16 protein-coding genes are annotated in these 22,923 nt (G+C 69.7%); 5 read left to right on the top strand and 11 right to left on the bottom strand.

The features are described from left to right. The first annotated feature begins 100 nt into the window (after positions 1–100). On the top strand, positions 101–1,645 hold the full coding sequence (locus SLW55_RS04970; protein ID WP_320744759.1) for an MFS transporter: 1,545 nt from the start codon (positions 101–103) through the stop codon (positions 1,643–1,645). A 200-nt stretch (positions 1,646–1,845) separates the two neighbouring features. Here SLW55_RS04970 and proP read toward each other — a convergent pair whose 3' ends face one another. Continuing rightward, a complete protein-coding gene (proP, locus tag SLW55_RS04965; protein WP_267102865.1) occupies positions 1,846–3,327 on the bottom strand; it encodes a glycine betaine/L-proline transporter ProP in 1,482 nt (493 codons plus the stop codon). Positions 3,328–3,984: 657 nt separating this feature from the next. Between proP and glnE the strand changes: the two genes are divergently transcribed. Beyond that, positions 3,985–6,825, top strand: coding sequence for a bifunctional [glutamate--ammonia ligase]-adenylyl-L-tyrosine phosphorylase/[glutamate--ammonia-ligase] adenylyltransferase (glnE, locus tag SLW55_RS04960; RefSeq protein WP_320744757.1), 2,841 nt, complete (start codon positions 3,985–3,987; stop codon positions 6,823–6,825). A gap of 224 nt (positions 6,826–7,049) precedes the next feature. On the opposite strand, the gene SLW55_RS04955 is transcribed toward glnE, so the two are convergent. The 4 genes from SLW55_RS04955 to SLW55_RS04940 form a co-directional block, all read right to left on the bottom strand. Then, entirely contained in the window at positions 7,050–7,577 is a 528-nt protein-coding gene (locus SLW55_RS04955; protein ID WP_295912806.1) for a hypothetical protein, read from the bottom strand. 112 nt (positions 7,578–7,689) lie between these two features. After that, the gene (locus tag SLW55_RS04950; protein WP_320744756.1) at positions 7,690–8,277 is read right to left on the bottom strand and encodes a queuosine precursor transporter; all 588 of its coding nucleotides are present in this window, start codon (positions 8,275–8,277) and stop codon (positions 7,690–7,692) included. Positions 8,278–8,483: 206 nt separating this feature from the next. Beyond that, the gene (locus SLW55_RS04945) at positions 8,484–9,554 is read right to left on the bottom strand and encodes a glycerophosphodiester phosphodiesterase (protein WP_320744882.1); all 1,071 of its coding nucleotides are present in this window, start codon (positions 9,552–9,554) and stop codon (positions 8,484–8,486) included. A gap of 80 nt (positions 9,555–9,634) precedes the next feature. After that, positions 9,635–11,932, bottom strand: coding sequence for a TonB-dependent receptor (locus SLW55_RS04940; RefSeq protein ID WP_320744755.1), 2,298 nt, complete (start codon positions 11,930–11,932; stop codon positions 9,635–9,637). 725 nt (positions 11,933–12,657) lie between these two features. Between SLW55_RS04940 and SLW55_RS04935 the strand changes: the two genes are divergently transcribed. Beyond that, positions 12,658–14,532 carry a S53 family peptidase gene (locus SLW55_RS04935; protein ID WP_320744753.1) on the top strand — a complete coding sequence of 625 codons (1,875 nt, stop codon included), beginning with the start codon at positions 12,658–12,660 and terminating at the stop codon, positions 14,530–14,532. A gap of 73 nt (positions 14,533–14,605) precedes the next feature. Here SLW55_RS04935 and SLW55_RS04930 read toward each other — a convergent pair whose 3' ends face one another. Next, on the bottom strand, positions 14,606–15,577 hold the full coding sequence (locus tag SLW55_RS04930) for a mitochondrial fission ELM1 family protein (RefSeq protein ID WP_295910084.1): 972 nt from the start codon (positions 15,575–15,577) through the stop codon (positions 14,606–14,608). 126 nt (positions 15,578–15,703) lie between these two features. Here SLW55_RS04930 and SLW55_RS04925 point away from each other — a divergent pair, with 126 nt between their 5' ends. After that, complete coding sequence (locus tag SLW55_RS04925; RefSeq protein ID WP_017915369.1) at positions 15,704–16,294, top strand: malonic semialdehyde reductase; 591 nt, start codon at positions 15,704–15,706, stop codon at positions 16,292–16,294. An 83-nt stretch (positions 16,295–16,377) separates the two neighbouring features. After that, a complete protein-coding gene (locus SLW55_RS04920; protein ID WP_017910034.1) occupies positions 16,378–17,016 on the top strand; it encodes a YceI family protein in 639 nt (212 codons plus the stop codon). A gap of 346 nt (positions 17,017–17,362) precedes the next feature. Here SLW55_RS04920 and SLW55_RS04915 read toward each other — a convergent pair whose 3' ends face one another. The 5 genes from SLW55_RS04915 to SLW55_RS04895 all read right to left on the bottom strand — a co-directional run bounded on the left by SLW55_RS04915 (position 17,363) and on the right by SLW55_RS04895 (position 22,753). Beyond that, positions 17,363–18,157, bottom strand: coding sequence for a siderophore-interacting protein (locus SLW55_RS04915; protein WP_320744752.1), 795 nt, complete (start codon positions 18,155–18,157; stop codon positions 17,363–17,365). Between the two features lie 85 nt (positions 18,158–18,242). Then, a complete protein-coding gene (locus SLW55_RS04910; RefSeq protein WP_320744750.1) occupies positions 18,243–18,788 on the bottom strand; it encodes a PadR family transcriptional regulator in 546 nt (181 codons plus the stop codon). A 1,162-nt stretch (positions 18,789–19,950) separates the two neighbouring features. After that, a complete protein-coding gene (locus tag SLW55_RS04905; protein ID WP_017910037.1) occupies positions 19,951–20,343 on the bottom strand; it encodes an STAS domain-containing protein in 393 nt (130 codons plus the stop codon). Continuing rightward, a complete protein-coding gene (locus SLW55_RS04900) occupies positions 20,340–20,780 on the bottom strand; it encodes an ATP-binding protein (RefSeq protein ID WP_320744748.1) in 441 nt (146 codons plus the stop codon). The genes SLW55_RS04905 and SLW55_RS04900 overlap by 4 nt, the downstream gene beginning before the upstream one ends. Next, positions 20,777–22,753 (bottom strand): SpoIIE family protein phosphatase, encoded by a 1,977-nt coding sequence (locus tag SLW55_RS04895; protein ID WP_320744881.1) that lies wholly within the window; start codon positions 22,751–22,753, stop codon positions 20,777–20,779. Before SLW55_RS04895 ends, SLW55_RS04900 begins: the two co-directional genes overlap by 4 nt. Positions 22,754–22,923 lie beyond the last annotated feature (170 nt).

Genomic DNA, 22,923 nt, shown 5'->3' with positions numbered 1-22,923 from the left:
TCGCAGACTGGAAGTCAGCCGCTCCCAAGCCCGAATCGACCCGCCGTGCACCGGTCGGTCCGCTCGGCGCCGCGGGCGGATGTCCCTCTAGGAAAAGCCCATGACGCACCTTCCTTCCGTGCGCAGGAACACCCTCACGCTGGCGGCCGCCTGCCTGGCTTCGCTGATGTTCGGTCTGGAGATCTCCAGCGTGCCGGTGATCCTTCCCCTCCTCGAAGCGGCGCTGCATGGCAGCTTCCGCGATCTGCAGTGGATCATGAATGCCTACACCATCGCCTGCACCACCGTGCTGATGGCGACGGGCACGCTGGCCGACCGCTACGGGCGCAAGCGGATCTTCCTGATCTGCGTGTTCCTGTTCGGCGTGACCTCCTTGGTATGCGGCCTGGCAGGGAGCACGGAGCTGCTGATCGCTGGTCGCTTCCTTCAGGGGATGGCCGGGGGCGCCATGCTGGTGTGCCAGTTCGCCGTGCTCTCGCAGCAATTCGCAGACGCGACGGCCCGTGCCAAGGCGTTTGGGATCTGGGGGATCGTCTTCGGCATCGGCCTGGGTTTCGGCCCGATCATCGGTGCCGGCATCGTCGCGTTGTGGAGTTGGGAATGGGTTTTCCTTGTGCATGTTCCCATTTCCGCGATCGCTCTGGGACTGGCGCTTGTCGGTGTCGATGAGTCGCGCGATCCGCAGCGGCGCCGTTTGGACGTCGCCGGGATCGTCTCGCTGTCGGTCGCGGTGCTCGCCTTGGCGTGGTTCATCACGCAAGGGCCGGTAACCGGCTTTGGCAGCGTTTCGTCGCTGGCGAGTCTGATCATCGCCAGCGGCAGCTGCGTCGCGTTCGTTGTGGCGGAGCGCCGCGCCGACGCGCCCATGTTCGACTTCTCGGTGTTCCGCATCCGCGACTTTTCCGGCGCCCTGTTGGGCTCGATGGGCATGAACTTCAGCTTCTGGCCGCTCATGATCTATCTGCCGCTGCTGTTCCAGCATGGGCTGGGCTACGGCAACGTGGCCACCGGACTTTCGCTGCTGGCTTACACCTTGCCGACCCTGGTGCTGCCGCCGTTGGGCGAGCGGCTGGCGCTGCGCTACCGCGCGCATACCGTGATTCCTGCCGGTCTGTTTGCGATCGGAGCCGGCTTCTTGCTGATGGCGTGGGGCAGCGGCACGGTGCGGGCCAGTTGGTTGACGATGCTCCCCGGGTGCCTACTGGCCGGTACCGGGTTGGGGATCGTCAACACCCCGGTGACCAATACCATCACCGCGTCGGTCTGCGTCGCGCGTACCGGCATGGCCTCCGGCATGGACACCAGTGCGCGCCTGATCAGCCTTGCGATCAATATCGCGGTCATGGGATTCATCCTGGTGGAGGGCGTGTTGTCCTTTCTCCGCCGGACGCTGCCGACGGTCGACGTCACGTTGCTGCGGGGGCTGGCTGAGCGGCTTTCCGGCGGAACCGCACACGCGGCGGGGCAGGGCCTCTCCACGCCGACGGTTCCGCCCGACGTCGCGGCGGCAGCCATGATCCAAGGCATGCAATGGGTGATGTTGTATGGCGGCATCAGTGCCTGGATCCTCGCGCTCTGCAGCGTGATCGTGTTCGGAAGGCGTGGCGCCGAACATCGGTCTGCCGTGTCGAAAGAGGTCGCCTGATGGACGCGCGACCGAGGCGAAGGCGCTCGGCCGGTTGCCCATGACGGAAGCGCCGCGTCCTGCGCTGCGCCCGAAGCCCGGGCGCTGGGACGTGGATTGTCCGCGGCGGCGCGTGCACATGCGCCGCCGGCGGCGCCGCTGCGCCTCGACTGCCGCGAACCGTCGTCGATGCGGGGTGCGCGGCGCCGGTTGCGTGTGCGTCAGGTCGGCATGGCCTGCGACGGCGGTTCCGGCGACGGTGGCAGTTCCGGCCGGGTCGGATCCACGGTCAGCGGCTCGTCGCTGCGCAGCAGCGCATGCGCTTCGGCTTCGCTGGCCACCGCCGGCGGCGAACCGCGCAGCGGCAGGCCGGCGGTTTCGCGCACGAAGGCCATGGTCGCGATGCCGACCACCGCCGCCCCCATCAGGTAGTACGCCGGCACCAGCGGATCGCCGGTGCGCTCGACCAGCCACGCGGTGACCAGCGGCGTGGTGCCGCCGAACAGCGACACCGACACGTTGAAGGCGATCGACAGCGCGCTGTAGCGCACCGGGGTGTAGAACAGCGCCGGCAAGGTCGACGGCATCGAGCTGGTGAAGCACACCAGAGCCACGCCCAGCAGCATCAGGCCGAGGAAGATCAGCCAGTCGTTGCCGGTGCCGACCAGCCGCAGGCACGGCACCGCCAGCACCAGCAGCGCGATGCAGGCGCCGATCACCATCGGCTTGCGGCCCAGGCGATCGCTGAACAACCCGCCAAGCACGTTGAGCGGCATCATCACCAGCATCACGATGATGATCAGCAGCAGGCCCTTGCTCTCGGCATAGCCCATGGTGACGCTGAGGTAGCTGGGCATGTAGGTCAGCAGCATGTAGTCGGTGACGTTGAACACCAGCACCAGGCCCACGCACTTGAGCAACTGCGGCCAGTGGACGCGGAACAGCGCGCCCAGGCCCGGCGCATCGTGCTCGCGCTTTTCCGCCTCTTCGGCATAGGCCTGGAACGCCGGGGTTTCCTCCAGTTTCATGCGCATGTACAGGCCGAGCAGGCCCAGCGGGCCGGCGATCAGGAACGGCACGCGCCAGCCCCAGTCGTGCAGCTGCGCATCGCTCAGCGTGAAGTGCAGCGCGGTCACCGTGGCGGCGCCGGCGATGTAGCCGCCCAACGTGCCGAACTCCAGCCAGCTGCTCATGAAGCCGCGGTTGCGGTCGGTGGAGTACTCGGCGATGAAGGTCGCCGCGCCGCCGTATTCGCCGCCGGTGGAAAATCCCTGCACCAGCCGCGCCACCAGCAACAGGATCGGCGCCCAGATGCCGATGCGCTCGTAGGAGGGGATGAGGCCGATCGAGAACGTGCCCAGCGCCATCAGGATCATGGTCGCGGCCAGCACCTTCTGCCGGCCGTAGCGGTCGCCCAGCGGGCCGAACACCAGCCCGCCCAGCGGGCGCACCAGGAACGCCACGGTGAAGGTCGCGAACGTGGCGATCAGCTGCGCGGTGGGGTTGGTGCTGGGGAAGAACACGTGGCCCAGGGTCACGGCCAGGTAGCCGTACACGCCGAAGTCGAACCACTCCATCGCGTTGCCCAGCGCCGCCGCGCCGACGGCCCGCTTGAGCATGGGTTTGTCGACGACGGTGACTTCTTCCACCTGCAGTTGGCGGCGGCGCTTGAACCATCCGAAATGGGCGTGGAACTCCGACATGTCTTCTCCTGTCCTGGAACGGTGAGGTGATGACCCCCGGCCCGCACGCGTCAGGCAAGCAAGACGGAACGACAGGGCGCTACGGGCGCCGCACTGGTCTGCGGGGGCGATCCCGGACGGCCGCGTCAACACCACGGCGCTGCAGGATCGAAGAACGGAGCGGGCGGCGCAGGGCGCACAGGGGCTCCGTCGAGACGGCCATGATACACCATCGTCGTGACGGGGCTGGCGACAAGGTCTGCGAAACGTTGCGAAAAGTGCTGAAAAGCTGCGTTCTGCGTGGATTTTGGAGCTGTGCGGGAATGGCCTCCGTCGTAACGTGCGACGGTGGAACGGCCTTTCGGCGCCGGATGGGCCGTCGGGTCGGGACTGAAGTCCCTCCCACAGTGCATTGCTGCACCGTGGGGTTGCCGAGAATGTGGGTGCTTCACCTGTGGGAGCGGCTTCAGCCGCGACGCGCGGTGGTGGGAGATCCAGCAAGCGTCGGACACGTCGGAATGAAGTTCCTCGTATGCAGCGCAGACAGCTCCGCCCTGGCTGGGGCCGATGCTGCAATCACGACGCTTTCCTTGCGCTCGCCGTGTCCGACGGCGCGCGTTTGATTGCATCCACGCCGCGGTCCTGTCCGCGGTCGCCGCGGGATGCCATCATCGGCCGATGGTTTCTGCTCCCTTCGCCGTTCCCGACGTCCTGCAACCCACGCTCGAACGCAGCCTGGCGCGCTTGCGCCAGGCCGTCGCCGCGCAGCCGTGGCCGTCTCATCCCGGTTTCGAGGACGCGCTGGCGCGCGCGCTGCTGGCCAGCGACTTCCTGCTCGACACGCTGTGCCGGCAGCCGTCGCTGCTCGCGCACCTGGCGCAGCCGGATCCGCCGCCGTTGCCGCTGCCGCAGCTGGATCCGGCGCAGCCCGCCGCATGGCCGGCGCAGTTGCGCCGCTACCGCGCGGCCGCCTCGGCGCGGCTGGTGTGGCGCGACGTGCTGGGCCTGGACGAGGTCGATGCGACCCTGGCCGGCAGCACGCGCTTGGCCGAGGACTGCCTGGCGCTGGCGCTGCAGGCGCTGGAGGGCGAGTTCGCCGCGCGCCACGGGGTGGTGCGTGCCGCCGACGGCAGCGTGCAGCGGCTGGTGGTGTTCGGCCTGGGCAAGCTCGGCGGCGGCGAACTGAATTTCTCCTCCGACGTGGATCTGGTCTACGCCTATCCGCAGGGCGGCGAGTCCGACGGCGCGCGGGCGCTGGCCGCCGAGGAATACTTCGCGCGGCTCGGCCAGCGCCTGGCGCGGCTGCTCGACGAGACCACCGCGGACGGCTTCGCGCACCGCGTGGATCTGCGTCTGCGCCCATTCGGCACCGCCGGCCGGGTGGCGCTGTCGTTCGCCGGCATGGACCAGTATTTCCAGCGCGAAGGCCGCGACTGGGAGCGCTACGCCTGGCTGAAGGCGCGCGCGGTGGCCGGCGACATCGCCGCCGGCGAGGAATGGCTGCAGGCGCTGCGCCCGTTCGTGTACCGGCGCTATCTCGACTACACCGCGCTGGACGGCCTGCGCGAGATGAAGGCGGCGATCACCGCCGAAGTGGCGCGCCACGACCGGCTGGACGACATCAAGCGCGGCGCCGGCGGCATCCGCGAGATCGAGTTCCTGGTGCAGTCGCTGCAGTTGATCCGCGGCGGCCGCGAACCCGCACTGCGCGAACGCCGCCTGTTGCCGGCGCTGCACGCGCTGGTCGCCGCCGGCCAGGTCGCCGCCGAGGACGGCGCAGCGCTCGCACAGGCGTATCGCGTCCTGCGCCAGGTGGAGAACCGCCTGCAGATGCTGCGCGATGCGCAGACCCACGCGCTGCCCGAGGATCCGCTGGACCGCGCGCGCATCGCCTTCGGCCTCGGCCATGCCGACTGGGCCGCGCTGCACGCGGCGCTGCAGGTGCAGCGCGATCGCGTCGCCGCCGAGTTCGCCGAACTGCTGGCGCCGCGCGAGCGCGCGCTGGCGCCCGATGCGCTGGCCGACTACTGGCGCAGCCTGCCCGACGCTGGCCAGGTGCAGGTGCTGCGCGAGGCTGGTTTCTCAGACCCTGACGGCGCCGACCAGGCCTTGCGCGGTTTCGTGCAGTCGCTGGGCGTGCGCACGCTCTCCGATGCCGCGCGTGCGCGCCTGGACCGGGTGCTGCCGGCGCTGCTGCATGCCGCGGCGCGCTCGGCGCAGGCCGATGCCGCCCTGCACCGCGTGCTCGGCCTGCTGCAGGCGATCCTGCGCCGGGCCAGCTACCTGGCCCTGCTCGACGAACAACCCAGCGCGCTGGCGCGGCTGGTCGACGTGCTGGCGCGCAGCGCCTTCCTGTCCGAACGGCTGGCCGCGCACCCGCTGCTGCTGGACGAACTGCTCGACAGCCGCGTGGACGGCGCGATGCCGGACCAGGCGGCGATGCAGCGGCTGTGCGATGCCGCGGTCGCCACCGCCGGCGACGATCCGGAAGCGGCCCTGCGCGGCCTCAACGAAGCGCGCCAGGCGCTGAGTTTCCGCATCGCCCTGGCCACGCTGGACCGGCGCCAGCCCGCGCTCGACAGCGCCCGCCAGCTCGCGCAGCTGGCCGAGGCGGTGGTCGTAACGGTGCTGCGCCTGGCGCGTGCCGATCTGGTCGCCGCGCACGGCGAGGTGCCTGGCGGCAGTTTCGCCATCGTCGGTTACGGCAGCCTCGGCGGTGTGGAACTGGGCATCGGCTCGGACCTGGACCTGGTGTTCCTGTACGACCACCCGCCTGGCGTGGAGGCCTCGGCCGGGCCGCGGCCGCTGGAGAGCGGGCGCTGGTTCGCGCGGCTGGCGCAGAAGGTGATCGCCCTGCTCGGCGCGGTCACCGGTGGCGGCCGCCTGTACGACATCGACGTGCGCCTGCGCCCGGACGGCGGCAAGGGCGCGCTGGTGTCGTCGCTGGCCAGCTACCGCGAGTATCAGCGCGAGCGCGCCTGGACCTGGGAGCACCAGGCCTTGGTGCGCGCGCGCGGCGTGGCCGGCGATGCGCCGCTGCTGCAGCAGTTCGAGCAGGTGCGCGCGCAGACCCTGGCGCGCCCGCGCGAGGCCGCGTCCCTGCGCGAGGAAGTGCGCAAGATGCGTGCGCGCATGCGCGCCGAACTCGACCGCAGCGATGCCGCGCGCTTCGACCTCAAGCAGGGTGCCGGCGGCCTGGTCGACCTGGAATTCCTGGTGCAGGCCGGCGTGCTGCTCGGCGCCGCGCAGCAGCCGGCACTGTTGTTGCCGCGCGACACGCCAGCGCTGCTCGATGCGCTGGCGCACATCGGCTGGTTGCCGCCGCCCATCGCGGCGAGCCTGCATGCCGCGCATGCCACGCTGGTCGAGGCCGGCCTGGCCTGCACGCTGGACCGGCGTCCGCGCCTGACCGCGCCCACGGTCGAGATCGCCGCGGCGCGTGCGGCGATTCGCGCTGCCGCGGCCGCCCTGGACCTGGTGTTCGTCGATGGCCGAGCGGACGGCGACGCGGCGCGCTAGCGCGATTCTTGTTGGCAGCGCATGCGCGCACGCATGGTGTCGGTGGCGACATGCTTCTCCGGCAACGCCGCGTCTTGCCGAGTCGCGGCGGAAAGCGCGCCGTCGGCGCTGGCTGCGATCGGCCGGAGGGCCTGGGCTCGCCGTCGTGATGCCACCGCAAACACGCCGCCTTGATCGCGGCGATCGGCGTCGGCATGCCGTTCCGCGCCGCGGTGGCGCGATTGCTACACGCTGACGTATTGAGACTGGAACCAGACCGCGTCGGGATCAGTGTCCACCACCTGGTCGGGATCCACGCCGAACAGCGCCTGGTAGGCGCGCTTCCACAGGCCGGCGCGACCGGCGCACAGGTCGTGCCACAGCGCATGGAAGGTCACTGACTCGAACACTCGCACCACGTCCACGACCTGCTCGAGGTAGGCCTGGAACAGGTAGACCCGCTCGCCGTCCACCAGGATGTTGACGTTGTGGATCAACTGCGACGGATCGCCCAGCAGCACGATGTTGACGAAGTCGCCGTCGCCGAAGGTCGGCAACGCCGCGTCCGCCAGGTACGGCGTGGTGCGCAAGGGCCGGTCGCGGCGCAGCAGCACCATTTCCAGCATCAGCGGGGCGAAGGTATTGCACGACCACGCTGGGTTGGAAACGGCGGGACTGGTCAGCGTGGCCAGCGCTGTGCCGGCCGGCTGCAGTTGCGCCAGGGTGGCGTTGAGCGCACTCAGCGCGAGGGCGGGGGTGACGTCGTGCGGCATGGGTGTGGTCTCGTCGCAGGCGCGGCGCACGGGACGTGCGCCGCCGATGGCCTGTTCAACGTCTGCCGTGGCCGCTTGTGAAGCCGCGCTTGCGCAAAGCGCGGCGCAGCCGTCAGCGCGTCGGCGCCATCCGCCACAGCAGCGCGCGGAACGGCGCCAGCAGGCATACGCCGATGCCCAGCTTCACCGCCAGGTCGCCGGCGGCCCAGCTCAGCCACGGCAGCGCCGAGCCGGCGAAGGCGATCGACCAGAAGATCGTGGTGTCCAGCGTCGCGCTGCAGGTGGTGGCGACGATCGGCGCGCGCCACCAGCGCCCGCGGCGCAGTCGGTCGAACACGGTGATGTCCAGCAGTTGCGCGGCGATGAAGGCCAGGCACGAGGCCGCGGCGATGCGCGGGGTGGCGATCCAGATCGACAGAAGCACCGCCAGTGCGAACCCGCACCAGGCCACCCGCCGCGCCGCGCGCGGGCCGAAGCGGCGGTTGATCAGGTTGCTGACCAGGAACGCCAGCGGATAGCTGAAGGCGCCCCAGGTCAACCAGTCGTTGATCGGGAACTGCACCAGCACGTTCGACAGCAGCACCACCGCGCCCATCGCCAGCACGGACAGCAGCAGCGCGCGCGGGGTCAGCGCGGCGAAAGTGGGCGAGGGAGCGGCAACGGACGGCACGGCGGTCGGGGCAGGGCGGCGGGCGCGCATTATCGCGGCCCGGACGCGCGATGACCAATGCCGGTGTGCGGACACGCTCCTACAAATGGAACCCCGCGCTGGGAACCGCTTTTGCGATTCCCCATTCACTATTCCCCAATCCCGGCTCCATCGCGGCTGGAGCCTTTCCTACAAATGGAACTCCGCGCTGGGAACCGCTGTTGCGATTCCCCATTCCCCATTCCCCATTCTCGGCTTCACCGCGGCAGCGCCGTTCCATCCACCGCCGCGCGGCCCACCGCCGGGTCGTCGGTGAAGAAGCCATCGATGCCGGCGTCGATCAGCGCGCGCATTTCCTTCATGCTGCCGGCGGCATTCACCGCAGCCGGGCCGCGCGCGTCCTGCAACTGCTTGGGCAGGAAATAGTTTTCCGGCCGGAAGGTGTACGGAATCACCTGCAGGCCGGCCGCATGCGCATCGGCCACGAACGAGGTGGGCGGAGCCAGGTCGCCGTCGGCACTCACCGGCACGATCGCGCGCAGGTTGGGGCTGACCAGCTGCGCGTACTTGGCGATCGCGCGCAGGCCCTGTGCACTGCCCATCTGCGCGTAGGTCGGGCCATTGCGCAACTGGTCGCCCGGGCGTTCCTTGGGATCGCCCAGCAACTGCACCAGTCGCACGTTCGGATGGGTGCTGCCCAACTTGCCGTGCAGGTATTCCAGGTTGCCGATCTCGAACGACTGGATCACCACCGGCGCCTTGCGCGTGTAGGCATGCGCATCGAGGGTGGCGACCAGCTTGTCTTCCATCGCCAGGCCGAGCCCGCGGAAGTAGGTGCCGTGCTTGATCTCGGGAATCAGCCCGATCGGACGCCCGCGCGTGGCCGACTCGGCCGCGGTGAAGTCGATGATCTCGTCCATGGTCGGCACCTGGAACTGCCCGTCGAAGGCGGTGCCGCGCAGTTGCGGCAGGCGCTCGCGCGCGCGCAGGGTCTTCAGCTCGGCCAGGGTGAAGTCTTCGGTGAACCAGCCTTCCACGCGCTGTCCGTCGATCTGCTTGACGGTCTTGCGCGCGGCGAACTCCGGGTGCGCGGCCACGTCGGTGGTGCCGCCGATCTCGTTCTCGTGGCGCGCCACCAGCACGCCGTCCTTGGTCGAGACCAGGTCCGGCTCGATGAAGTCGGCGCCGTCGGCGATGGCCTTGGCGTAGGACGCCAGGGTGTGTTCGGGGCGCAGCGCGCTGGCGCCGCGGTGGCCGATCACCAGCGGCTTGTGCTCGCCCGGGGCGGCGGCCGGTACGGCCGCCGCGGTGGTCGCCAACACGGCCATCGCGCATCCCAACAACCAGGAGGTGGATCGGATCATCGCATGCGTTCCGGTTCGGGGGCGGACGGACAGGATGGACGCGCTCAGAAGCGCGCGTCCAGGGTCAGGAACGCCTGCCGCGGCGCGCTGGCGTGGAAGGCCAGCGAGCGGCCGTTCGGGTCGCTGTTGCTGAAGGCGGTGAGGTTGGAGGCGTAGCGCTTGTCGGTGAGGTTGGTGACGTTCAACGACAGCTTCAGGTCCCGCAGGAACGACACCGCCCCGAAATCGTAGCCGGCGCCGGCATCGAAGGAGGTGTAGCCGCCGAAGCCCTGGTCGTTGGTGTAGGTGTAGTAGCGCTGGCCGGTGTACTTGCCGCGCAGGTTGGCGTTCCAACCGTTCCAGGTCCAGCTGAGTTCGCTGGCGAACATGCGCTTGGGCGTGTCCACGGTGGACTTGCCGGCGGTGGGGATGACCACGCCGTTCTGCACGTAGTTGTCGTCGTAGGTGGAGCGGTTGATCGAGGCCGAGTTGTACCACTGCAGGTGCGCGGTCGGCTTCCAGATGAAGGTCAGCTCGCCGCCGCGGCTGCTCACCGAGCCCACGTTGAAGAAGCGCGTGGTGCACGCCGGGCTGGTGCCCTGCTGGATGCTCGGGCACGGGTTGAGCGAGAGCAGGCGGTTGTCGAAGGTGACGTCGTAGCCGACCAGCGAGGCCTCGAACTGGTCGCGCACCAGGCGGTAGCCGGCTTCGAAGGTCTTGGACTTCTCCGGCTGCAGCGCGCCGACGCTGGCGTCGAACGAAGCCTGCGTCACCAGCAGCGGGCCGCCGGCGCCGCCGCCCTGGAACGCGGCGATGTTCTCGGCGTAGGAGGCGAACACTTCCTGGCCCTCGGCCAGGCGGTAGCTCAGGCCGGCCTGCGGCAGCAGCGCCTTGCTGGCCTTCAGTTCGCCGTTGGCCACCGGCGCTTCCACCGCGATCCCCGGGGTCTCGCGCGCGGTCATCGTGGTGTGCGGGCTCTTGGCGCCGATGTCCAGGGTTAGGCGCTCGTCGAGCAACTTGAAGGTGCCCTGCACATAGGCCTGCTTGGTGGTGATGACGTAGTCCTGCGAGAACAGCCGGCGGTTCGGGTTGCTGAGGAAGATGTCGTCGTCGATCGGGCCGTCGATCCAGTAGAAGTTGCGCTCCACGTGGTGCTTGTTGCGCTCGTACCACACGCCCGCTTCCAGGTGGTGCGGGCCGATGTCCCAGCCCAGCGAGGCGATGCCGCCGGTGCGGTTGATGGTGTAGTTGGTGCTGCGGATCGAGATCGGCAGCGCCTGCGGCGTGCCCGGGTAGGACGGCTGGCCCGGCGACCACCAGTGGCCCTGGCCTTCGTTCTCGTGATGGTAAACCTGGGTGTGCACGCTCACCGCATCGGACGGCTGGAAGTCGCCGGCCAGGTAGTACAGGTCGTCGTTGCGCAGCGCGCGGCTCTGGTAGTAGGCGTCGTCGATGTTGTCCACGCCGCCGCTGTAGCCGCAGCGGCTGGGGTTGCGCGTGGCCGGCGCGCAATAGGCCGCGGCCAGTGCGCGCTGCCAGTCCGGCGCATACAGGTTCCAGTCCCAGCCGAGGCCACGGTGCAGACCGCTCTTGGACAGGTAGGCGTAGTCGGCCTGCGAGGTGCGCGAGGTGTCGACGAACGCGGTGATCTTGCCGCCCTCGAACTGGTACACGCCCTTGCCGTTGAACTGCGCGGTGTGGGTCGGCGAACCCGGGGGGGCCCACATGTCGGCGTCGGCATAGATGCCGGACAGGTAGGCGGAGAAGCCGTTGTGCTCGCCGGTATCCAGGCGCAGGTAGGTGCGGCGGTTGCTGTCCGAGCCCACGGTCTGCGCCAGGCGCACGCCCACCTCGGTGGACGGATCGTCGGAGTAGTACTGCACCGTACCGCCGAGATTGCTGGTGGAGGCCGTGCCCAGGCTGCCGATGCCCGAGGCCAGTTCCACGCCGCCGAAGTTCTCGGCGATCAGCGCGCGGCTGATGTTCAGGCCGTTGTAGTTGCCGTAGGCGTTGTCGCCCAGCGGCAGGCCGTCGAGGGTGTAGCCCAGGCGCACGCCGTTGAAGCCGCGCAGACTGATGGTCTGCGATTCCTCGTTGGCGCCGAAGGCGTCGTTGGACTGCACGTTGACGCCGGGAATGCGGTTGAGCAGCTTCTGGATGCTGGTGCCCGGCGGTAGCACCGCCACGTCCTGCGTGGTGATGCGCTGCACCTGGCGGGTCTCGCCCTGGCCGATCACCGACACCGCATCGAGTTGCTGCACGTCGGCCGCGGCACCATCGGCGGCGGGCTCCGCAGCGGTGGCGGCGAAGGGCGACAACAGGGCGGCGAGGATCGCCGTGCTCAGCAGGGAATGGAGAGGCATGCGCAAGGGGGATTCGTAAAGGAAGTGCGCACACGATGCGACAGCGACGTTGCAGGTTGGCGTCATCGGCGTTGCGGTTGTCATGCAGCGGTCCTGCGGCATGGCGTTCGTGTCGCCGCCGCCGGGCGCGCGATGACTGCAGGCGCGCCATCGTGCGACATCGCGGAAGAAGCGGCGTGGCGCGCGCGTGTCGACATCAATGCGATACAGAGTGTCGCCAATTGCCATGCATGACGAGTGGTGAACACATGTAGGCGTGTGTGTCGGAGACCCGGCGAAACATGCTGTTTCCAAAGTCGAAAACGGCGTCGTCCGTCAAAGTTTTGTAGTGCGCTCCTCCTCAATGATCACGCCTCGCCCAAGCCCGACGACGTGCCGATGCGTGCAGACATGAGCAGGAAGCACAGTGCCCTCGCGTCGCTCGGAGCGTCGTTCGCATGCGCTGTTGGGTCCTCGCCTCGACAGGTCTGCGCGCGCCGTACCCTCACCCCAACCCCTCTCCCGGTGGGAGAGGGGCTCAGGCTGCTCCCTTCTCCCCTCGGGAGAAGGTGCCCCGCAGGGGCGGATGAGGGTACGGGCGCAGCCTCGCAGCAACGCACCACGCGCGCACTTCGCGCTTCACACCCTCACTCCAACCTTTCTCCCGAGGGAAGAGGGGCAGTCGATTTCCCACCGCGAGGCCGCCACGGCCTCGTCCCACCCGCTCTACCCCCGGAGAGACGCCCATGCTTGATCGCATCCGCCGTCGGCCCTTGCTGGCTGCCGTGTTGTCCGCTTCCCTGCTGTGCGCGCTCGGCACCGCCAATGCCGTGCCCGACGCCTCCATCGCGGCGATGACCGCCACCCTGCGCAGCGCGCCGGTCACCTTCGACGTGCACCTGCCCTTGCGCGATCAGGCCGGCCTGGACGCGTTGCTGGCCGATATCCAGGATCCGGTCTCCCCGCAGTATCACCATTGGCTGACGCCGGCCGAATTCCAGCGCCGCTTCGCACCGGCGCCGGCACAGGTCGCGCAGGTGCGTGCCGCGCTGCAGGCCGCGCACATGAACGTCACCGAGCAGGGCAACACCCTGCATGTCAGTGCGAGCGCGAACAACGTCGAGCGCTTGTTCGCGGTGCCGCTGACCGCCGAGGTCCAGCAGGGCAGCCAGGCCCACCTCGCCGCCGCCGCGCCCTTGCAGTTGCCCGCCGTGCTGCGCGACAGCGGTGCGACCGTGACCGGCCTGACCCGTGGTGCGCCGCCGATGCACGTCAACTGGCAGCGCGCGCCCACCAAGAATCCCGCCAACCGCTACGGTGCCGGCGGTACCACCTACTGGTACAACGATCTCAAGCAGGCCTACGGCTACCCGTCCTACCAGGCCACCACCGGCGCGGCCGGGCAGCAGCGCCGGCTCGACGGCACCGGCAGCACCATCGCCATCCTGATCAGCAGCGACGTGCTGGATTCGGACATCAAGGCGATGTTCGACCACGAAAACTTCAGCCGCTACGCCGCCAACCACGCCGATCCCACCCTGTACGCGCGCCACTACGTGGCCGGCGCCAAGCCCGGCCTGCAGGACGGCAACGACGCCGCAGGCGGCGAGGCCGCGCTCGACGTGCAGATGGCGCTCGGCGGCGCGCCGGGTGCGCACGTGCTGCTGTACGTGATCCCGGACCTGAGCGACGCCTCGGTGCTGGCCGGCTACCGGCAGATCGTGCAGGACAACCAGGCCGACGTGGTCAGTTCCTCGTTCGGCGTCTGCGAGCTGTACTACACCGCGGCCTACAACGGCGGCAAGGATTTCACCTCGCTGCTGCGCCCCTACGATGCGGTGTTCAAGCAGGGCAACGCGCAGGGCATCACCTTCGTCGCCTCCAGCGGCGACAACGCCGGCCTGGACTGCGCGGATACGCAGTACGCGGTCGACCACAAGGACGGCCACTTCGTCGCCGGCGTCGAACACCCCGCAGCCAGCCCGCACGTGACCGCGGTCGGCGGCGGCAACCTGCTCACTGCGTACAAGAAGGGCAGCCTGGAATCCGGCTACAAGAGCGAAAGCGCCTACGGCGATCCGCTGGAGACTGCCGACTACTACGGCGTCGGCGCGAACCTGGCCGGCGGCTACTGGGGCGCCGGTGGCGGCGTCAGCACCCTGTTCCAGCGTCCGGCCTACCAGTTGCGTGCACTCGGCGGGACGCGCACGTCCATGCGCGCGCTGCCGGACATCGGCATGCTGGTCGGCGGCTGCCCGGGGATTGCGACGCAGCCGTGCCGTGAGGGCGACAGCTCGGTGGCCACCTACTTCAAGGGCGGCATCTCGGCGGTGATCGGCACCAGCGTCGCCGCGCCGGAATTCGCCAGCGCGGTCGCGCTGCTGGTGGAGAAGCAGGGCCGCCAGGGCAATCTCAACGATTACCTGTACCGCCTGGCCGCCAATGGGCCGGAGGCGCTGCATCGCGGCATCCCCGGCTACAACGGCGTGGTCGACAACAACCAGCCGATCAAGGGCAAGTACAACTACACGGTCGGCGTGGGCACGCCGGTGGTGCGGCTGCTGATCGGCGCGCTGGATGCGGCGCCGGCCGGCGTGCCGCGTTCGCCGAGCAACCCCTGACATAGCGTGATGTGACGCGTTGGGCCCGGTTGCCGTGTCGGTGTCGTGGCAGCGACGCCGGCACGGCGGCCGATCAGGCCAGCGCCAAGCGGTCGCGGATCAGTGCGGCCACCCGCGCGGTTTCGCGTAGCGGTTCAATGTCGGTGGCGGGTGCGTCACCGGCATTCTCTGCCGGGAGCAGCCGCCCGCGCGCCTGCAAGGCGCGATGGAAATCCAGGGCGCGGCCACGCGCCGTCTCCGGCATCAGCACCTGCACCGGCACGCGCGTGGCGCAGGCTTCCGACAGCAGGTTCACCGAGTCTGGCGTGCACACGAGGCGTTCGGCCCAGCCGAGCAGGCCGGCATAGGGATTGGCGCCGTCGTCCGCGCCGCACCACACCATGCCCGGCACGTCGGCAAACGTGCGGCGCAAGGCCGCGGCCACCGCAGGCGGCGTGCGCCGCGATGCGCTGGCGAGGAGGCTGCCGCCGTGCGCGCGCAACTGTGCGGCGATGTCGGCGAAGGCGGCCTGTGCCTGTGCTGCGCTCCACGGCGCCAGCCCGGAGGGGCCGCCCACCAACAGTCCGACACGCGGCGAGGGCAGCGCGCCCAGCGCAGGAAACGCGGCGCGTCCTGCCGCCAGCCAGGCATCGTCGATCGGATGCAGGCTGCCGAGCAGGGTCAGCACATTGGGGCCGCGCAGGCGATCGTGTTCCGGCACCACCACGATGTCCCAGTGCTGCGGATCCAGCCGCGGATCCAGGATTTGCACCACCCGGCTGCCGCGTGCGCGCAGCAACCGCGTCGCCAGCGCCGCCTGACGGCCGCAGCCCACTGCCAGCGGAGGCGGCTGCCGCAATGCTGCGGCGAACGTCGTGCCGTACGCATGCCGCGCGCCGGGCAGCCAGCGCGGCGCCAACCAGCGCCACGGCATGTGCGGATGCAACACCTGCGCCTGGATCGGTACCGCGGCCGGAAGCGCCAACGCGGCGGCCAGTGCCTCGGCCTGGCGGGCGTTGCCGGCGCGGCCATCGCTAATCGCCCAGGTCGCGTCCGATCGTTTCACGTTTGGTAGTAATCCGTTGCATCGCGGCCGGGTGTTGCGACAATCGTGCCACTCTACACTGGCCGCCTCGCATCGGGACGGCCCCACCGGCCTCCTGGCGCTTCCCTCGATCAAGGAACTTCCTCCATGTCCGACGCCTTGCACGACGCCGCCCTCGACCAGTTGTTCCGCACCGCGCGCACCCAGAACGCGTTCCTGGACAAGCCGGTCGCCGAAGACACCCTGCGTGCCCTCTACGACCTGGTGAAGTGGGGCCCGACCGCGGCCAACGGCAGCCCGGCACGCTTCGTCTTCGTCACCTCGCCGCAGGCCAAGGAAAAGCTCAAGCCGGCGCTGTCCGAGGGCAACCTGGCCAAGACCCTGGCCGCGCCGGTCACGGTGATCGTGGCCCACGACGAGGACTTCCACGAGAAGCTGCCGTATCTGTTCCCGCACACCGATGCCAAGAGCTGGTTCGACGGCCCGCGCGAAGGCCGCAGCGAAGGCGCGTTCCGCAACGGCTCGCTGCAGGGCGCCTACCTGATCCTGGCCGCGCGTGCGCTGGGCCTGGATGCCGGTCCCATGTCCGGCTTCGACAACGCCAAGGTCGATGCCGCGTTCTTCGCAGGCACTGCGATCAAATCCAACTTCCTGGTCAACCTCGGCTACGGCGACCCCAGCGGCCTGTTCCCGCGCCTGCCGCGGCTGAGTTTCGACGAGGCCGCGCGCATCGAGTGAGCGCGCGGGTTCCGCTTTCGTGTCCCACCGCAGGCCCGCGCCTGCCGCAGTTTCGTCCCATCACCCCTCCAAGGAGTTCCACCATGACCAAGACCCGCAAACTGCTGCTCCCGCTCGCCATGGCCCTGGCCGTCGTCGTCGCCCAGCCGGCCACCAGCGCCTTCGCCGCCCCGGCCGCCGCCGCTGCCGCCGCCAAGGGCGTCTCCGGGACCTACACGCTCGATCCGGCCCACACCGACGTGCTGGTGCAGTGGAGCCACTTCGGCTTCTCCAACCCGTCCGCGCACTTCGGCGACGTCGACGGCACCCTGGTCTACAACGCCCAGGACGTGAGCAAGTCCAGCGTCAACGTGACCCTGCCGCTGTCCGGCCTCAACAGCTTCACCGCCAAGTTCGACGAGCACCTGAAGAGCGCCGACTTCTTCGACGCCGCCAAGTTCCCGACCGCCACCTTCAAGAGCACCAAGGTGACCTCGGCCGGCGGCAACAAGCTGACCGTCGCCGGCGACCTGACCATCAAGGGCACGACCAAGCCGGTGGTGCTGGCGGTGACCCTCAACGGTGCCGGTCCGCACCCGATGAAGAAGGTGCCGGCGCTGGGCTTCGACGCCACCACCACGGTCAAGCGCAGCGACTTCGGCCTGGGCGCCTACGTGCCGAACGTCAGCGACGAAGTGAAGATCCGCATCACCACCGAAGCGCTGCAGGCAGCGGCCAAGTAAGGCCGCCTGTGGTTGCGGCAGCGCTTCGCGCGCTGCCGCCTGCCGCAATGCAAACGCCCGCCATTCGGCGGGCGTTTGTGTTTTCAGGATCTCGCTGGGTGCAGTGCAATGAAACTGCGCGGGGCGATCCTACTGCGCGCGAAAGACGCACCGTAGGGGCGGCTTCAGCCGCGATGGCCTTACCGCGATGGTTCTTGGCGAAGCCCCGCATGCGCCCGAAGCGCCAGGCGCGTCCTTACCCTCACCCCAACCCCTCTCCCGGTGGGAGAGGGACTATTGCGCCGGATTGCCGTGTATTCCGTGCCGGCCATATTGCGCGTGCTTTTTGCTTTCTTCGACGCGGCTTTCAGTCTTCGGCCGCGTCCCCGCCCGCCTTCCAATACCCCGTCGCGCGGATCCACTCCTTGGGCACGCCCAGGTGGCCTTCGACGAACTTGCGCATCATCCGCGCGCGTGCCGATTCGCAGGCGATCCAGTAGAACGCGTCGCCCTCGGGCGGGTCGAAGTCGCGCAGGGCGCCTTCCAGCAACTGGCTGCTGCGCGCGTCCACGCCGTTGCGTTCCAGCCAGGTGATGCGCAGCTCGGCGTCGCAGTCCAGCGCCTGCCGGTCGGCGTAGCCGGGGATCTCGATCAGCGCGTCGACTTCCGCGTTGGCCGGCAGGGTCTCCAGCCAGCGGCCGATCGCCGGCAGCGCGGTCTCGTCGCCGATCAGCACATAGGCATCGAAATCGTCGGCGGCCACGAACGAGCCGCGCGGCCCGCCGACCACCAGCGCATCGCCCGGGTCGGCCTGTGCCGCCCAGCGGCAGGCCGGGCCGTCGCCGTGCAGCACGAAGTCCAGGGTCAGTTCCTGCGCGTCGGCATCATAGTGGCGCGGGGTGTAGTCGCGGGCGGGCGAGGGCAGCGCGTCGGCCGGATACACCGGGCCGTGCTCGGTCATCGTCGGCAGCACGAACGCGCCTTCGGGGTTGGGGAAGAACAGCTTGACGTGGTCGTCCGGCCCGGCGCTGACGAAGCCGTCCAGCTCGGGGCCGCCGACGACGATGCGGCGCATGTGCGGGGTCAGCGGTTGCGTGCGCAGCACTTGCAGATGACGCAGGCGCAGCGGGTGGCGCAGCAGGCGGTGTTCGTGGGTCGCCATGGGAATCCTCGGAAGTGGGGGAGAGGGTTGGCAGGCGACGCGGACGCCGAAAGCGCTAATGTCCGCGTGCTGGCTGGAAGGGGAATCAGGGTGTGTTGCCATCCATGCCGTCGGCGGCGGCATGCAACAGCGCGGCGACGCGCTCGATCTCGTCCGGGTCCCAGCGCCCGTGCCGCGCCAGCAGGCCGTGCTTGATGCGGCGCATCGCCTCGCGCACCGGCGCCGGCACGTTGGCGCGCACCAGCGCACGCGCGCTGTGCTGGGTGCGCTGCAGCGCCGCGTCCACCTGCGCGCGCTCGGTGCGCACGAAGGCCTGGCCGGCTTCGGTGATCGCATAGCGCTTGCGGGTGGCGTCGGCATCGGCATGTACCAGGCCCTGCGCTTCCAACTGCGCCAGGGTGGGGTAGACCGTGCCGGCGCTGGGCGTGTACAGGCCATGGAACAGCTCGGCGACCGCGCGGATCAGCTCGTAGCCGTGGCGCGGCTGGGTCTCGATCATCGCCAGCAGCAACAGCCGCAGGTCGCCGTGGCCGAGCGGGCGGGGGCCGCGTGCGCCACGGCCGCGGCCGGCCCGGTCCTCGTCGAACAGGCGGTGCGCGGGATGCGGGCCGGGGGCGTGGGGTCGTGGCATTTCGATATGTCGAATCTGGTGTGGAAAAGATATATCGAAGCAGTGTGGCCGGCAAGCGCTTGGCAGGCCGGGCGCGGGAGCGCGGTGGGATTGGTTCAGTCAGGACGGCAGCGCGCGTTTGCGTCCTGCGCGTGCATTCGGTGTGCTTGGGAGTTCCGCGGGGATGCGCTGTCCAAGTTGCATCGGCCAGCCGTGGCCCTTTTGAGAGTCAGCTGGTCATGCAGTCGCGAAAAGGGAAGCCGGAAGCCGACTGACACCCTCCCTCGTCGGGACTGAAGTCCCTCCCACAAGAGATGCCCAGTCCATCCCTGTGGAAGTGGCTTAGCCATGACGCGCTGTACGGCAACTCCGTTCGCGGCCTGGGCCGCTTGTGTCGACAGAGGGTCTTGCGGCGCGCTCGCCGGGTGCACTGTGGGAGGGACTTCAGTCCCGACGCACTGCACCATCGGAACGCACGCCGCGTCGCGCGTCGCAGTTACATGACAGCCGACTTGTGTCAAAAGAGAGTCTTGCAGCGAGCTTGCCGGGTGCACTGTGGGAGGGACTTCAGTCCCGACGCGTTGCGCCATCAGAATGCACGCCGCTTCGCGCATCGCGGCTGCATGGCAGTCGACGTGCGTCAAAAGAGCGCCTTGCAGCGCGCTCGCTGGGTGCACTGTGGGAGGGACTTCAGTCCCGACGCATTGCGCCATCGGAACGCGCGCCGCTTCGCGCATCGCGGCTGCATGACAGCCGACTTGTGTCGAAAGAGGGTCTTGCAGCGCGCTCGCTGGGTGCACTGTGGGAGGGACTTCAGTCCCGACGCGTTGCGCCATCGGCAGGCACGCCGCGTCGCGCATCGCGGCGGCATGGCAGTCGACGTGCGTCAAAAGAGCGCCTTGCAGCGCGCTCGCCGGGCGCACTGTGGGAGGGACTTCAGTCCCGACGCATTGCGCCATCGGAAGGCGCGCCGCGTCGCGCATCGCGGCCGCATGCCAGTCGACGTGCGTCAAAAGAGCGCCTTGCAGCGCGCTCGCCGGGTGCACCGTGGGAGGGACTTCAGTCCCGACGCATTGCGCCATCGGCAAGCACGCCACGTCGCGCATCGCGGCGGCATGGCAGTCGACGTGCGTCAAAAAAGGAGTCTTGCGACGCGCTCGTCGGGTGCACTGTGGGAGGGACTTCAGTCCCGACGCATTGCGCCATCGGCAAGCACCCGCCGCTGCATCTCGTCCAGGTACTCGTCCAGTTCCTGCACCGAGGTGAAGATCTCGTTCAACGGCACCGCCTTGACCACGTCGAACACCTTGCGGATCTGCGGTTGCGGGTTCACCACCAGCACCCGCCCGTCGCGCGCGGCCAGCACCTTGCGCGCCTTGAAGATCGAGCGGATGCCGGCGCTGCTGATGTAGTCCAGGTGCGACAGGTCCAGCACCAACGTGGTGATCGGCGTGGCCAGCAGCGGCGCCAGCGCCTCGTCCAGGGCCTGGTAGGTGTGCGTGTCCAGTCGCCCGCTCAGGGTGAGGCGTTGGCGCTTGTCCTGCGCCGGGTCGATCTGCAGGCTCAACGTGGTCATGCGGGCGACTCCTGAAGAGGGGGATCGGCAGGTTGCAGCAACACGATGCGCACCACATTACGGCCGGCGTCGTGGCGATACTCAAGGCGATCGGCGAGTTGCTGCACCAGGTGCAGGCCGAGGCCGCCGATCGGGCGCTCGGCGATGTCCGCGTCCAGGTCCGGCACCGGCGCGTTGCGCGGGTCGAAGGCCGGGCCGCTGTCGTGGAACTCCAGCACCAGCGCGTCGTGCAGCAGGTGCAGGATCACGTCCACCGGCAAGGGCGCGCGGCGCAGGTGGCCGTGTTCCAGGGTGTTGCAGGCCAGCTCCTCGACGATCAGCCGGGTGCGGCTGACCTGCTCGCCGCTCACGCCGTGGCGCAGCAGCGCCGCCTCCACGCTGTCGCTCAATTGCGCCAGTGCGTCGATTGCCGGTTCCATCTGCCATCGCAGCATCATCGCGTCGCCTCCCGTGCCGGATCCTGGCGCAGCCGGATCGCCAGGAGCGTAATGTCGTCGGACTGCGGTGCCGGTGCGGTGAACGCCTGCACGTCGGCCAGCACCGCGGCGCACTGCGCCTGCGCGTCGGCGCCCGGCTGCAGCGCCGCCAGCAGCCGCGCCTCGCCGTAGGGCCGCTCCTGCGCGTCCATCGCCTCGGTGATGCCGTCGGTGTAGCTGAGCAGGGTGGCGCCGGCGGCCAGGCGCCCATGCACCACCGGATAGCGCGATTGCGGCTCCAGCCCCAGCGGCGGGCCCGATTCCAGCGGCAGCAGGTGCGCACTGCCGTCGGCGTCGAGCAGCAGCGGCGGCTCATGGCCGGCGCTGGACAGCCAGTAGTCGCCGCTGTGCACGTCGATCAGCCCGCACAGCACGGTGGCGAACATGCACGGCTCGTTGCCTTCCACCAGCCGCTGCGAGGCCGCGATCAGGATCGCGTCCGGGCGCGTGTGCCGGCGCGCGGCGATCTCCAGCACCGTCATCGCCCGCGCCATGAACAGTGCCGCCGGCACGCCCTTGTCCGACACGTCGCCGACCACGAACCACAGCAGCCCCGGCTCGGTCTCGAAGAACTGGTAGAAATCGCCGCCCACCATCTCTGCCGGTTCCAGCAGCGCATAGGTTTCCAGGTGCTTGTGGGCGCTGTCGAAGGTGCGCCCACCCGGCAGCATCGCCTGCTGGATGTCGCGCGCGATCGACAGCTCGCTCTGCATGCGCTGCCGCGCCTGCGCCAGCGTGGCGATCTCGTCCAATTGGCGCTTGATCGAGCCGCGCGCGCTGTCGAAGGCGCGCGCCATCACCCCCACTTCGTCCGCGCGCTGCACATGCCGCAGTGGGTAGTCGAACGCGCCCTGGCTGAAGTGCAGCGCCGAGTCGGTCAGGTCCTCGATCGGCCGCACCAGCCGCACCGTGTAGCGGTGCAGCAGCCACAGCCACAGCGCCAGCGCGGCGGCGCCGGCCAGCGCGCCCCACAGCACGATGCGGTCCAGCCCGGCCAGGATGTAGTCCTCCGACACGCTCAGCGCGAAGGTCCAGCCGGTGTCGCCCACCGCCGCGCTCTGGGTGAGGTAGCGGGTGCCGTCCGGCGCGGTGTGCTCGAAGCGCACCGCGGTGTGGGTGTCGGCCGCCTGCGCCAGCGGCGACAGGTCCGGCCGCGCCCGCGCTACGTGCGCCTCCAGGGTGCGGCGGAAGCGCAGCGCCGGGTCCGGATGCAGCACGAACAGCCCGTCCGGCGACAGCAGCATCGGCTGCAGCCCGCTGTTGGCCGGCAGTTCGGCGACGATGGCCTGCAGCCGCTGCAGCGGCACGTCCACGCTCACCATGCCGATCGCCTGCGCCTGCGGCCCATCGCCGGGCAGGCGCAGCGGCAGGTTGTAGGTGGTCAGGTAGGCGCCGCCGGTGCTGGCGTCGCTGTACGGCTCGGACCACCACGGCGCCGGCGCGGCCAGGGTGCGCTGGTACCAGGGCATGCTGCGCGCGTCGAAGCCCAGCGCCTCCACCGGCTGTTCCAGCACCCCGGTAGCGGTGCGCCGCAGGTGCCAGGCGAAACCGCGGCCGTCGTCCTTCAGCGCGCCGGGCTCGATCACCAGCAAGGCGCCGGCGATGTCCGGGTCGCCCTGCAGCGTGGCCAGCAGCAGGTTGCGCAGGTTGAACGGCTGCCGGCCCAGCCCGCTCGCGGCGGCGGCCAGGGTGCGCCCGCTCACCTGCACCGAACCCAGTGTGGCGTCCAGGCTGCGCGCGGTCTGCTGGGTCAGCCCGGCCACCTCCTCGCGGGCGTTGCGCACCATCACCTCGCGCGCGCCCAGGTAGAACAGCAGGGCCAGGCCCAGCAGCAGCGCCACCTGCAGCAGGCTGCCCCACAACAGCAGCCGCGTGCGCAGGCTGTGCCGCCAGGCGACCGCGGAGGCGTCCTGCGCTGACGAGGCAAGGGCGATGGCGGCGCTCCACGGGGGCCTGGAGCCCGATCATAAGCGCAGCCGCGGCCGCCCGGCGCAGCGGCTGTCCGCACTGTCCCGCCGCGTGTCCCGGGCCAATGTGACAGTCCGTTCCATACGCTGGCGTACGAGGTCCTGCGAGGCGGTTGCGCTACACTTGCAAGCTTCGA

Origin of the sequence: Xanthomonas sp. LF06-19, assembly GCF_034105425.1 — a bacterium.
Classification (GTDB): Bacteria; Pseudomonadota; Gammaproteobacteria; order Xanthomonadales; family Xanthomonadaceae; genus Xanthomonas_A; species Xanthomonas_A sontii.
The sequence above is the reverse complement of the archived record's forward strand: the minus strand, read 5'-3'. Positions and strand labels throughout refer to the sequence as shown.